Consider the following 12,776-nt stretch of genomic DNA (forward strand, 5'->3'; position numbering starts at 1 on the left):
CTGGTGACATGACCGACGACGACGCAGTCCCGGGTCTCCCCGACGCGGTCCCGGGTCCCGCTGATCTCCGTGCCTCCGACGCCGACCGTGAGCGGGTCAGCGAGGTCCTGCGGGACGCCCTCGCCGAGGGCCGGCTCGACATGGTGGAGTTCGAGGAGCGGCTGGACCAGACGTACAAGGCGCGCACGTACGGGGAGTTGGCGCCGATCACGCGGGACCTGCCGGCCGCCGGGGCCGTGCCGCCGTCGCCGGTGGTGTCGTTGCGCAAGGAGCCGGTGGAGGAGGGGAGTTGGGCGGGGCGGATCGTGGGCGGCGAGGGGTCGTCGACCTGGGCCGTGGCCGTCCTGTCGGGCTTCCAGCGCAAGGGCCGCTGGACGGTCCCCCGGCGCTTCAACTGCTTCGCCTTCTGCGGCGGCGGCGAGATCGACCTGCGCGAGGCGGACTTCACCGCCGGTGAGGTCGTGATCAACTGCGTGGCGATCATGGGCGGGGTGCAGATCACCGTGCCGCCGGGCGTCGAGGTAGACGTCCGCGGGATCGGCGTGATGGGCGGCTTCGACCAGGGGGACACGGGCGTCCGGGAGGACCCGGACGCGCCGCGGGTGGTCGTCACCGGGTTCGCGTTCTGGGGCGGGGTCGGGGTCGAGCGCAAGAAGACGCGGGCGGCGCGGCGGCAGGAGAAGCTGGACCGCAAGGCGGCGATGCGCGAGGCGCGCTCCAACTTCCGGGACGAGATCCACGGCGCGCACCAGCGGATGCTGGACAGCCACAAGGACCTGCTGCGGGGCATCGGACATGGGCACGGACACGGGCACGGGCACGGGAACGAGGTTCGGGAGGAACGGCCGGAGCGCCGTTACGAGTAGCGGCTACGGCTCGGCGCGCGCCGAGCCCTTCAGCGCCGTCAGGTCGACCGTCTCGGCCATCTTCCGGTAGCCGCGGTCGCTGGGGTGCAGGTGGTCGCCCGAGTCGTACTCGGCGCGCAGGCCGCGTGGGTCGTACGGGTCGCGCAGGGCCTTGTCGAAGTCGACGACGGCGTCGTACACCCCGTCCGCCCGGATCGCCGCGTTGACGCGCTGCCGTACGGCCTCGCGGGCGTCGGTGTAGCCGCGGTGGCCCCGGAACGGGGTGAGGGTCGCGCCGATGACCTTGACGCCGTGGGCGTGGGCGCGGTCGGTGAGGTCGCGCAGGCCGTCCACCACCGCCTGCGGGTCGGCGGGCCGTCGGCCGCGCAGGATGTCGTTGATGCCGAGGTCGATGACGACGGCCCGCACGTTCGGCCGGTCGAGGACGTCCCGTTCGAAGCGGTCGAGGCCGGCGGGGCCGCGCAGCGGGTCGTCGACGAGCAGCCGGTTGCCGCTGATGCCCGCGTTGACGACGCCGTAGCGGGGCGGGTGGCTGACGGCCGGGGCCGTCGACCGCAGCCGGCCGGCGAGGACGTCGGGCCAGCGGCGGTTGGCGCCCGGGGTGGAGGTGACGCCGTCGGTGATGGAGTCGCCGAGGGCGACGACGGTGCCGTCGGCCGCGCCGCCCAGCACGTCCAGCGCGGTCAGGTAGCGCCAGTACGGGCTGGTCCCGGTGAACGCGGCGCCGGTGACGTCCGCGGTGGCCTCGCCGTCGGCGACGTAGCTGGTCTGCCGGGCGCGCGGGTGGAAGGTGACGGGGCCCGCGGAGGTGGGGGAGTAGGTGCTGACCAGGACGTCGGCGTCGGGCGGGACGGGGACGGCGGTCGCGTCGCTGACGGCCTGCCCGCCGGCCGGGACGACGACGGTCGTGGCCCCGCCGAAGGTCAGCCGGCGCAGGGTGGCGGGGTCGACGGCCGCGCTGTGGCCCGTGGTGTTGCCGGTGGCGGCGATGGCGAGGGTGGCGTGGGTGAGGGTGAGGGGGCGGGTGCCGTAGAGGTTGGAGAGGGTGACGCGGGCGCTGGTGCCGCCGACACTGGTGTGCACGACGTTGCGGACGGTGCGGCCCGCCATGCCGTCGGTCCCGGTGCCGGGTTCCGCGCCGGCCGGGGCGGCGGCCCAGGTGCCGACCCAGACGCCGGTCGAGACGCCGGTCGAGACGGGGGTGGCGGGGACCGTGGCGGGGGTGGCGTCGCCGGTTCCGGCGTATATGGCGGCGGACAGGGCGACGACCAGGGCGGTGATCATGGAAAGCACCCCATAACCGCGCTGTCGGCTACGGATATGGCTAGGGGTACGGGTACTCGCATTTGTACTTGTACTTGTACTTGCACTTGCACTGGTCGCGGCCCTGGTCATGCGGGTGGGTCTCTTCTCGGGCGAAGGGGAGCTGGGGGCTCCGGAACGGTGCGGGAATTCACCCTGAAGATCGGTTTATCTCTCGTCGGTCTCCCGTCTTGGAGACGCCGGGAACTCTTGTTCTGTTCCAGGAGTCGGTCATGCAGGGACAATGTGCGCGGGATCACCGAACGGGTGGAGCAGATGGAACGTACCGAAGCGACGGCGCCGGAGGGGACGGCGTCCTATCGCGCCATGAACTCCTTCACCCCGGCGGACGAGGAGCGGCAGCGCGGGGTGCGCCGGATGAAGATCACCGCGGTCGGGCTGCTGCTGTTCGTGGCCGTGGTGTACGTGCTGGCCGAGTGGGCGGCCCATGAGGGCGCGGGCCCTTGGGCGGGCTATGTGGCGGCGGCTGCGGAGGCGGGCATGGTCGGCGCGCTCGCCGACTGGTTCGCGGTCACGGCCCTCTTCCGCCACCCGCTGGGCCTGCCCATCCCGCACACCGCGATCATCCCGAACAAGAAGGACCAACTGGGCGTCTCGCTGGGCGAGTTCGTCGGCGAGAACTTCCTCTCCGAGGACGTCGTACGGCAGCGGCTGCGCTCGGTGGGCATCGGCACCCGGCTGGGCGTCTGGCTCGCTGAGCCGGAGCACGCCGACCGGGTGACGGCGGAGCTGGCGACGGCGCTGCGGGGCGCGCTGACCGTGCTGCGCGACTCGGACGTGCAGGCGGTGGTGGGGGAGGCGATCACGCGCCGGGCGGACGCGCAGGAGATCGCGCCGGGCATCGGGAAGATGCTGGAGAAGGTCGTGGCGGACGGCGGCCACCGGCGGGCCGTGGACCTGGTGGTGACCCGGGCGTACGACTGGCTGGTGCTGCACGCGGACTCGGTGATGGACGCGGTGGAGGGCGGCGCGCCCGGCTGGACCCCGCGGTTCGTCGACAAGCGGATCGGCGAGCGGGTCTACAAGGAGCTGCTGCGGTTCTGCGCGGAGATGCGGGACATGCCGTCCCACCCGGCGCGCGGGGCCCTGGACCGCTTCCTCGGCGACTTCGCCTCCGACCTGCAGTCCGACACCGACACCCGGGCGCGGGTGGAGCGGCTCAAGGGGGAGGTGCTGGGCCGGGGCGAGGTCCAGGACCTGATCGCGTCGGCGTGGACGGCCGTCCGCTCCATGATCGTCGCGGCGGCGGAGGACGAGCGCAGCGAGCTGCGGCTGCGCGTGCGGGCCTCGCTGCTGTCGCTGGGGGCCCGGATGGCGACCGAGCGCAAGGTCCAGGAGAAGGTCGACAGCTGGGTCGAGGGCGCGGCGGTGCACGTCGTGACGACGTATCGGCGCGAGATCACCTCCCTGATCACCGACACGGTCGCGGGCTGGGACGCGGAGCACACCACCCGCAAGATCGAGGCCCACATCGGCCGTGACCTGCAGTTCATCCGGATCAACGGCACGGTGGTGGGGTCGCTGGCCGGGTTGCTGATCTATACGGCGGCGCGGGCGCTGGGGGCGTGAGCGGCGCGGTGTTTCTTTTTGCCGATGCTGACGCCGACCTCACCGGGGTGGGCGAGGTCGGCGACATGCGGGTCTTGGGCAGTCCGCTGCGTACTCCGTTGCTTACTTCGCTGTCTACTCCGCTGTTTACTCTGCTGCGGCCCGGGTCCGTCCCCGGCGGCGGAGCAGGAGCAGGCCGCCGGCCAGGGCGGTGAGGCCGGTGGTGGCGGTCCAGGCGACGAGGTCGGTGGAGCCGGTGGAGGCGAGGTCGCCGTGCTTCCCGGCGGGGGAGGCGGCGTTGGCCGGGGTGGTCGGGGACGGCGAGGCTGACGAGGCCGTAGAGCTCGACGGGTCGGAGGGCGCCGCCGATGCGGCCGAGCCGCCGGAGTTGGTGGAGCCGCTCGAACCGCTCGAACCGCTCGAACCGCTCGAACCGTTGGAACCGCCGGAGGTCGTCTTCGCGGCGTCCCGGGTGAACGCCAGGGTGCCGAAGCCGAGTTGGTCGAAGCCGCCGCTGTTGGGGCCGTAGTCCCCGCCGCCGCCCTCGGGAGCGGCCTTGGCAGCGATGCGGGTGAGGTAGGGGGCGGACAGTCCCCGGCGCTTGGTGTAGTGGTTGGCGATCATCGCCCAGATCGGGCGGGTCATCGTCGGGTCGACACCGGCGGCGGCGACGGCGGTCTCCTTGCCCGACCAGCCCCCGATCGCACCCTTCCTGCGGGTGTTGGCGGTGTAGGTCACGTCGCCGCCGAGGCTCCACTTGGCCACGTACTGGGCGCCCTTGAGGAAACGGTTGTCGTCGTAGCCGTAGAGGTCGATGCCCTGGTTCCAGGCCATCTCGCAGAAGGTGCCCATGAGGCCGACGCCGAGGAGCGCGTGCCCTTGGTCGCGGCCGGCCTCGAGCCACTCGGCGAGACCGTTGTCGTTGCCGTTGCCTTCGCCGTCGTGCACGACGGGGATGGCGTTCTTGATCGCGCCGAGTCCGGCGCCGTTCTTGAAGTACTCGACGGCGCGCTCGACTTGGGCGCGGTCGTCGCAGAAGATGCCGATGGCGAGGACGCAGGCCATGGCCGTGAGGTCCCAGTTGGGCCAGTAGTTGGTGACGACGGCGTTGTTGTGGTTCGTGAGGAAGCTTTCGCTGATCGGGGTGAAGACGGTGGTCAGCATCTTCTGGAACCGTTCGAGCTCGAACCCGGCGTGGTCGCGGACGAGTTCGGCGGCGTTGGCGAACTGGTAGCCGTACAGCCCCGCCGCGAGGAACCGGTCGGCGGAGCCCTGCACCGAAGTCAGCGTCGCGGACCAGGCGTTGAGGATCGCGACGGCCGTGTCGGCGTACGCGCTCTCGCCGCTGACGTGGAAGCGGAGGCCGTTCTGGTAGGCGGCGTGGATGTCGTTGTAGAGGGTGCGGTAGTTCTGGGGCGCGCCCGAGCCCCGGTACACGATCGCCTGCGGGTTGGCGATCCAGCCGCTCTGGGCGTGCCGGTTGGCGGTGAGTTTGGCGTACCCGGCCGTGTAGGGCGCGGCGCCGGCCTTCACCTTGGCGGCCATGCGGGCCAGGTCGGCGCCGGTGTGCAGGAGACCGGGGTGCGCGTAGCCGGCGGCGGCGGTCGCGGGCGGGGCCGCGGCGACACCGATGGCGGTCGCCCCGGCGGCCACCCCCGCGGCCTTCAGCATGCTGCGGCGGCTGAGGCCGGTCTGAAGGGGGCGGGGCAGGGATCGGGGGCGGGACGGAGTCAGGGGCGCAGTCAGGTCCATGCCCGGGAGACGGACGCGGGGCGGGACCGATAACGAAAAAACCCGGGCCGGCTACGCCCCGGTCGTCGACCCCGGCCGCACGATCATCAGGACCGTCACGGTCGCCCACAGCAGGTTGAACACCCCGGTGAACATGGCGAGTCGGACCGTGGTCTCCCGAGTGCCCTGCCCCTCGACGAGCACTTCCTGCCGGGGCAGGACGAGGACCAGCAGCACCCCTGCGGCCACAACGGTCAGCACGATCGACACGATGAGCCACGGGTCGCCCATCACCCCCATCGCGCCCGCCGTGGCGAACCCGAAGACGGGCACGGCGATGCCGACGGCCGCGTACACCTGACAGATGCGATGCAGCAGCCGCAGGGTCTCGCCGGCCCGCACGTCGTCGGGCGCGCCCAGAGCCCGACGCGCGGCAGGCGGAAACATACTGGCGGCAACGGTGACGGGCCCCACCGCGACGATCGCGGCAAGAACATGCACGGCGAGAAGAAACTTGATCACCCCCCGACGCTAGGCGGCCCGGGGACCACACAGAAGTGGCGGAAATGCCATGGGGCGACGGGTTCTGGCCAGTGGGTGGGTGGGTGGGTGCGTGCGTGTGAGGGGGCGTGTGTGTGGGCGGGAGGCGGTATCCGGGGGTGGCGGGAATCCGGGCTCGTGGGCATCCGGAGCCGATGGGCACCCAAGGCCTGCTTGCTTGCCACCCAGGTCCGGCAGGAACCCGTCGTATGCCTACGCTCTCGCCATGCATACCGTCGCCGTACTGGTCCTGGACGGGGTCGTCCCGTTTGATCTGGCTGCCCCGATCGATGCCTTCGGGTGGGCGCGGTTGCCCGATGGGCGGGCGGCGTACCGGGTGCGGGTCTGTTCGCCGGTCGCCTCCGGGGAGGTCAGCGCGGGGGCGTTCACCGTGCGGGCGCCGTACGGGCTGGAGGCGCTGGCCGAGGCGGACACGATCATCCTGCCCGGGGTGGCGAGCCCGCCCGAGACGCTGCCGGACGGCGTCGCGCAGGCGCTGCGGGACGCGGCGGCGAACGGCACCCGGATCGCGTCGGTCTGCGTCGGGGCGTTCGTCTTCGCGGCGACGGGCCTGCTGGACGGGCTGCGCGCGACGACGCACTGGGTCGCCGCGCGGGACCTGGCCGAGCGCTACCCGAAGGTGACCGTCGACCCGAACGTCCTCTACGTCGACAACGGCCAGTTCCTCACCTCGGCGGGCGCGGCGGCGGCGCTGGACATGTGCCTGCACATGATCCGCCACGACTACGGCTCGGCGATCGCCGCCCAGGCGGCCCGGCTGTCGGTCATGCCGCTCGAACGGGAGGGCGGCCAGGCCCAGTTCATCGTCCGGGACCTCTCACCGGCGCCCGCCGGCGCGACTCTCGAACCCCTGCTGACCTGGCTGGAGGACAACTGCGGCAGCGATCTGACACTGGACCGGATCGCCGAACGGGCCGGCCTCAGCACCCGCACCCTCAACCGCCGCTTCCGCGAACAGACCGGCACGACGCCGCTGCGCTGGCTGCACCGCGCGCGGGTGCGGCGCGCGCAGTACCTGCTGGAGTCGACGGCGCACCCGGTGGAACGGATCGCCGCCCAGGCGGGTTTCGGCTCCCCGACGGCGTTCCGGGAACGGTTCCGGAGCGTGGTGGGGACGAGCCCGCAGGGGTATCGGCGGGCGTTCCGGTCGAGGGTCGAGGACGGACGGGGTTCGGCCGCAGGGGTGACGCGAGCATGATCGCCGATGGTGAAGATCGGATAAGGTGACCCGCCGTGCCGTAGACAGTGGCGCGCACAGCGGCAGGCTCCGCAGCACGCACCGTGGCACGCGCAAACGCTTGGACGCGCAAACGCGTGAACCGTGACACGTACGTACTCGGGGAGATCTGCACGTGAACACCGGCCACCCGGGCCGCACCGGCGCGCTCCGCGCCCTGCCCAACCCGTTCGCCGTCGCCTCGGCGCTGGCCGCACCCTCCCGCGCCGACCGGGTGGACGACCCCACGGTCCGCGTCCTGCAGTGGGCCCGGACGGCGGTCGGGGCCGCCGCGACGGCCTGGCTGCTGATGGCGTACCCGCTGCGCAAGGGCGGCGAGAAGTTCGTCATGGACAAGCTGGAGGACCTGCTGACCGGCTGCGGGATCACCTTCGGCACGGCGCTCGTCGCCGTGACGGCGTTCATCTCCGCGGCCCGCTCACCGCTCGGCCGCGTCTACGCGCGCCGTCTGCTGGGCCCGCTGCTGACGGTGTTCGCGATCGTGCTCGGCGCCGGGGTGTGCTGGTTCCTGGTCCTGCTGCTGAAGGGCGAGATCATCACGCTGTCCGACTTCGGCGACACCGGCATCTTCTTCGGCATCCTGCTGATCGTGGCGTTCGTCCTCGGCACCCTCGCCTGCGCCGCCGCGCTGCTCCTCGCGATCCCCGTCACCGTGGCGGCCCTGGTCTACGCCTTCAACTCCTGCTTCCGCCTCGGCGACGTGCACGACCTGCTGCCGGCCTTCATCTCCCCGCTCCTGGTCTGGTCCCTCTTCGGCCTGGGCCTGCTCGACGACCCGGAGGTGGCCGCCCCACCCCTGGTCCTCTACGGCTTCCTACTGGGCGGCCCCCTGTCGGTGACCCTGCTCTCGACATGGGAAATACGACGCCTGCACCACAGACACGGAGTGACACTGCGCTCGGCACTGGGCCGATAGCCATGGGCAGCACCAGCACCAGCACCAGCACCAGCACCAGCACCAGCGCCAGGACCAGAGCCAGGACCAGAGCCAGAGCCAGAGCCGGGCCCGGGTCCGGCTCGAAGCCCGGGGTCCGGTTCCAGGCCCGGTCCGGCATTCAGGCCTGGGTCCGGATCCGGGTCGGGCCCGGTCGGGTTCCATGCCGGGTCCGGGTTCCAGGCCCGGTCCAGATCCATGCCAGGTCCGGATTCAGGCCCGGAACCGGAACCCGGCCCTGGTTCAGATTCAGGCCCGGATCCGGTTCCAGCCCCGGTTCCGGATTCAAGTCCGGTCCTCCAGACCCATGCCCGGCCCGTTGTCAGGCCCGCCGGTCGGCGACCGCCCACGACGCGACCGCGACCGCCCCCGCCACGCCGAACACCGACGGCCAGGCGCCCACCTTCTTCGCCAGCGGATGCGACCCCGCGAAGGCGGCGACGTACGCCACGGTCAGCGCCCCCGCGGCCGCCCCGCCCGCCTGCCGCCGCCACTGCTGTGCGGCAGCGGCCCCCGCGACGGCGAGCACGACCCCGCCCAGCGGCCGCTGCTTCGTCCACCGGGCCACCCCGTACCCACCGACCAGCCCACCCGCCGCGATCACCGCACTGGGAACCGTCACCATGTCCGCCTGCCTCCTGCCCTGATACGTCTACGCCCGTCTCCTGAGCCGCTACGAGGCTAACGCGCAGGAGAAAACCGACCGCAAGGCACCATGACGCACCCCCACCCCGCAGGACGGACCCCGACGTGCCCACCCTCACCACCCCCAGTCCGTTGCCCCACTGCCCAGCTCACCCCGAACCCCCCTAACTCCGCCCCGCCCGACGCCGTTCACCGGGCTCCTGCCCCCGCTTGTCCACAACGGCCCGTTCCAGCACCGCAGTGGTGTGATAGACCGTCCCCGCCTTGGCCCGCTCGGTGTCCCGGCTGAAGACGACGCGTTCGCCGAGGTACTCGAGGGTGGTGCGGTCGAAGATCCACTCCCGGCGGGTCCCCTCCGCCGTGTCCTCGTGGGCGATGCCGATCCCGTGCCGTCCCGCCGCGTCGACGGCGTCCGGCACCTCGGTCACCCCGGGGATCCGGGCCGTGGCCTGGTAGAACGCGGCGGCGATGGCGGACGGCATGATCTGCTCGCCGATGAGATCGCCGATCCGGATGAAGACCTCCTGGTCCTTGTCCTCCCCCTGCTCGACATGCGTATCGGCGTAGAGCAGCTTCAGCAGGGCGGCGGGATCGGTGGGCAGCGCGGCGAGCCAGGCGTAGGTGGGCCGGTCGTACCCGGCCGGATTCCCGGCGCCCGTCGGATCCTCGCCGTCCGGCACGCCGACCTCGATCGGCCAGTCCTGCCCGAACTCGCGGATCAGCCCGACGTCGATCACGGGCCCCTGCCGCTGCGAGAACCACACCTGCCGCTCGTGCGGCTCGCCGAGCTTGACGGGCCCGTCGAAGACGCCCTCGTTCCCGGCGACCTTGGTGCGCACGTACACGAACTGACCGTCGTCCACGGGCTTGACGTCCGTCCGCATGGCGACGGCGGCGATCCGCCCGAGCGTCGCGACGGCGCTACGACCGTCCCCGCCTCCCGCACTGCTCACACCGGACCGCCCCGTCCCCGTACGGCCGCCGTGCTCCCCGGATCCCCCGATCCCGACGGTGAGCCCGGCGACGACCGCGGCCGCGACGGCGACGGCACCGGCGACGAGCGCGGGCCGCAAGAACCGACGGGTCTGCCGGACCCGAAGGTCACGATCAAGGTCGCGATCACGATCACGGTCTCGGTCGATGAGCTGCATCAAAACATCCTGGTGATGGGAGTGACGCCCGGAAGGCAGCCCCCGCTCGACGGGAGGAACGGGCAACAGCCGCGCCAGCTCCCCGAGTTCGTCGAGTCCATCGGGGTCGTCGAGTCCAACGAGTTCCTCCGGAGTGGAGTTCATCGGGCTTCCTCCTGAATGGGCAGGACCGCGAACGCGGCCTCACTCTGTACCTCTCCGCGACGTGGGTGAGGTTCCGTACGTGCCACACGAGTTGCACGCCCCGTACCTGCCGTACCCCCCGTCCCCGCCCCCCGCTCGACGATCCCCCGAAGCCGCGCCCGAGCCCGCGACAACCGCGACCGGACGGTCCCCACGGGCACCCCGAGCGCCTCGGCGGCCTGCGCGTAGTCGAGCCCGCCCCACACGCACAGCGCGATGACCTCCCGCTCGTGCCTCCTCAACTGCCCCAGCACCCGCCGCACTTCGGCGAGCCGCCGAGTGTCGTCCAGCCGCCCGACGACGTCCTCGGCGAAGTCGTCCACCGTCTCGGCCTCGGACCGCCGGGCAAGAAAGGCGAGCCGCCGCCGCAGACTCCGGTCGGCGTTGCGCGCCTTGTTGGTGGCGATCCCGAACAACCAGGGCCGCAACGACCCCCCTTCGGCGGCCACTTCCCCCCGCCCCCGCCAAGCGGCGAGAAACGTCTCGGACATGACCTCCTCGGCGACCGACCAGTCCCCGGTGAGCCGAAGCGCATGGTGGTAGACGGCCGTCGCATACGACGCGTAGAGCTCGGCGAACGCGGCCCGCTCCCCACCACGCACCCGCCCCCGCAGGCGACGACCGTCATCGGCACCGTCATCGCCACCCTCGTCCGCACCGTCACCGGCACCCTCGTCCCGCTCGACTTCTTCGCTCTCTCCGCTGGACCTCACACCTCTACCTCTCCGGACGGAGGGAGGCGGTTCCCGTGGCGTGGATCACAGTCGCGCGTCTACCAGGGCAGCGGCCCGGCCGCGTCGAAGAACCCGCCGGTCGGACCGTCGGAGCCCATCCGCGCCATCCGGACGATGATCTCGGCGCCCTCCTCGACGCTCTGGACGCCGGTGTTCCCGTTGATGTCGGTCTTGGTGAAGCCGGGTTCCACCGCGTTGATCCGCATCTGCGGGAACGCCTTCGCGTACTGCACGGTGACCATGTTGACGGTCGTCTTCGAGGCCGGGTAGGCGACGCCCGGAAAGGCGTACGCCGCTTCGTCCGGGTCGCTGACGCGGCTCAGCGAGCCCAGGCCGCTGCTGACGTTGACGACGACCGGCGCGGCCGAGCGCCGCAGCAGCGGCAGGAACGCGTGGGTGACGCGCACCATGCCGAAGGCGTTCGTCTCGAACACCTGCCGCATGTCCGCGGCGGTCACCTCCGCCGCCCCGATCGCGGAGTTGTCGGCGCCCCAGCGCTCGATGCCCGCGTTGTTGACCAGCACGTCCAGCCCGCCGCCGTCCGCCGCGACGACCTCGACCGCGCCCGCGACGGAGTCGTCGTCGGTGACGTCCAGCAGCACCCACCGCGCCCCCAGCAGCTCGGCGGCCCGCCGCCCGCGCTCGGCGTCGCGACTGCCGACGTAGACGATGTGCCCCGCACCGACCAACTGCCGTGCGGTCTCGAACCCGAGCCCCTTGTTGGCCCCGGTGATCAGAGTCGTGGTCGTACCCGCGGTCCTCTTGCCCGAATCGCTCGTTGTCATGACTCCAGGCTGCGGCGGCCGGCGGGGCGACAGCCAGGAGCCCCCCCTTCCTGGGACTGCCAGTACCAGGAAGACCCGCGCCGGCCGGTGCACAGTGGTGACATGGCGAGTACGGACTTCGGGCGGACGGTACGACGATGGCGCGACCGGGTCTCCCCGGCGGCGGCGGGACTCCCCTCGGGCGGCCACCGCCGCGCGCCCGGCCTGCGCCGCGAGGAACTGGCGATGCTGGCGGGCATCTCGGTCGACTACGTGACCCGCCTGGAACAGGGCCGGGCGACGAACCCCTCGGACCAGGTCGTGGAGGCCCTCGGACGAGCCCTGCGCGTGTCCCCACCCGAACGCGAGCACCTGTTCCTCCTCGCCGGCCTCGTCCCGCCCGGCCAGGGCACGGTCCCGGCGTACATCGCACCGAGCGTGCACCGCATGCTGGACCGCCTGACGGGAACCCCGGTGGCCGTCTCGGACGCGGCCTGGACACTCCTGCTCGCCAACCCGCTCTACACGGCGCTGATGGGCGAACGCCACGGCCGCGAACGCAACGGCGTCTGGCGCGCCTTCCTGGGCTCCGACGACCGCGTCCGCCACACCCCGCAGACCCGCCAGGCGATGGAGACCGCGGTCGTCGCCGACCTGCGCACAGCCCGGACCCGCTACCCGGCGGACCGACGCCTGCACGACCTGATCGCCGAACTACGCACGAACAGCCCCCGCTTCGCCACCCTGTGGAACTCCGGAGCCATGGGCCACCACGACACCTCCCGCAAAACCATCGACCACCCCCAGGTCGGCCCCATCACCCTGGACTGCGACGTCCTCACGGTCGCCGGCAGCGACCTCCACATCATGCTCTACACCCCAGAACCAGCCACAGAAGCCGCCACCCGCCTAGAACTCCTGACGGTACTGGGCCCACAGCCCCTGACGGAGGAGGGGCACCAGCCGACAGCCGAATCAACCTGACACCTATGGATCTACTAGATCTACGCGTCCCAGCATCTCGGCAAGAGGCGTGCCGGTTCGTGCTGCTGCGATTCGATGTGCGCGCAGTTGGGCTCGAGTGCGGGGGCGGAACTTG

The 12,776-nt window shown here is 72.0% G+C and carries 12 protein-coding genes; 5 read left to right on the forward strand and 7 right to left on the reverse strand.

All coding sequences use genetic code 11. From position 1 onward, the window contains the following. The first annotated feature begins 8 nt into the window (after positions 1–8). The gene (locus BMZ82_RS06760) at positions 9–866 is read left to right on the forward strand and encodes a DUF1707 SHOCT-like domain-containing protein (protein ID WP_093772717.1); all 858 of its coding nucleotides are present in this window, start codon (positions 9–11) and stop codon (positions 864–866) included. A 3-nt stretch (positions 867–869) separates the two neighbouring features. Here BMZ82_RS06760 and BMZ82_RS06765 read toward each other — a convergent pair whose 3' ends face one another. Beyond that, positions 870–2,150, reverse strand: coding sequence for an SGNH/GDSL hydrolase family protein (locus BMZ82_RS06765; protein ID WP_256251795.1), 1,281 nt, complete (start codon positions 2,148–2,150; stop codon positions 870–872). 294 nt (positions 2,151–2,444) lie between these two features. Here BMZ82_RS06765 and BMZ82_RS06770 point away from each other — a divergent pair, with 294 nt between their 5' ends. Further along, entirely contained in the window at positions 2,445–3,758 is a 1,314-nt protein-coding gene (locus tag BMZ82_RS06770; protein ID WP_256251796.1) for a DUF445 domain-containing protein, read from the forward strand. Positions 3,759–3,884: 126 nt separating this feature from the next. On the opposite strand, the gene BMZ82_RS06775 is transcribed toward BMZ82_RS06770, so the two are convergent. Together BMZ82_RS06775 and BMZ82_RS06780 are read right to left on the reverse strand one after the other, a co-directional pair. Next, the gene (locus BMZ82_RS06775) at positions 3,885–5,408 is read right to left on the reverse strand and encodes an alginate lyase family protein (protein WP_093772722.1); all 1,524 of its coding nucleotides are present in this window, start codon (positions 5,406–5,408) and stop codon (positions 3,885–3,887) included. Positions 5,409–5,540: 132 nt separating this feature from the next. Further along, positions 5,541–5,990 carry a hypothetical protein gene (locus BMZ82_RS06780; protein ID WP_093772724.1) on the reverse strand — a complete coding sequence of 150 codons (450 nt, stop codon included), beginning with the start codon at positions 5,988–5,990 and terminating at the stop codon, positions 5,541–5,543. A 244-nt stretch (positions 5,991–6,234) separates the two neighbouring features. Here BMZ82_RS06780 and BMZ82_RS06785 point away from each other — a divergent pair, with 244 nt between their 5' ends. Then, positions 6,235–7,227 carry a GlxA family transcriptional regulator gene (locus BMZ82_RS06785; RefSeq protein WP_093772726.1) on the forward strand — a complete coding sequence of 331 codons (993 nt, stop codon included), beginning with the start codon at positions 6,235–6,237 and terminating at the stop codon, positions 7,225–7,227. Positions 7,228–7,381: 154 nt separating this feature from the next. Next, positions 7,382–8,182 (forward strand): hypothetical protein, encoded by an 801-nt coding sequence (locus BMZ82_RS06790; protein ID WP_093772728.1) that lies wholly within the window; start codon positions 7,382–7,384, stop codon positions 8,180–8,182. A gap of 340 nt (positions 8,183–8,522) precedes the next feature. Here BMZ82_RS06790 and BMZ82_RS06795 read toward each other — a convergent pair whose 3' ends face one another. The 4 genes from BMZ82_RS06795 to BMZ82_RS06810 all read right to left on the reverse strand — a co-directional run bounded on the left by BMZ82_RS06795 (position 8,523) and on the right by BMZ82_RS06810 (position 11,698). Beyond that, entirely contained in the window at positions 8,523–8,825 is a 303-nt protein-coding gene (locus BMZ82_RS06795) for a hypothetical protein (protein WP_093772730.1), read from the reverse strand. Positions 8,826–9,009: 184 nt separating this feature from the next. Further along, complete coding sequence (locus BMZ82_RS06800) at positions 9,010–10,140, reverse strand: CU044_5270 family protein (protein WP_093772732.1); 1,131 nt, start codon at positions 10,138–10,140, stop codon at positions 9,010–9,012. Further along, positions 10,137–10,793 carry an RNA polymerase sigma factor gene (locus BMZ82_RS06805; RefSeq protein WP_093772950.1) on the reverse strand — a complete coding sequence of 219 codons (657 nt, stop codon included), beginning with the start codon at positions 10,791–10,793 and terminating at the stop codon, positions 10,137–10,139. The genes BMZ82_RS06800 and BMZ82_RS06805 overlap by 4 nt, the downstream gene beginning before the upstream one ends. A 158-nt stretch (positions 10,794–10,951) precedes the next feature. Continuing rightward, entirely contained in the window at positions 10,952–11,698 is a 747-nt protein-coding gene (locus BMZ82_RS06810; RefSeq protein WP_093772734.1) for an SDR family NAD(P)-dependent oxidoreductase, read from the reverse strand. A 102-nt stretch (positions 11,699–11,800) separates the two neighbouring features. Here BMZ82_RS06810 and BMZ82_RS06815 point away from each other — a divergent pair, with 102 nt between their 5' ends. After that, positions 11,801–12,661, forward strand: a complete 861-nt coding sequence (locus BMZ82_RS06815) for a helix-turn-helix transcriptional regulator (RefSeq protein ID WP_093772736.1) — start codon at positions 11,801–11,803, stop codon at positions 12,659–12,661. The last annotated feature ends 115 nt before the right edge of the window (positions 12,662–12,776 follow it).

This window comes from Streptomyces sp. yr375, assembly GCF_900110755.1.
GTDB lineage: Bacteria > Actinomycetota > Actinomycetes > Streptomycetales > Streptomycetaceae > Streptomyces.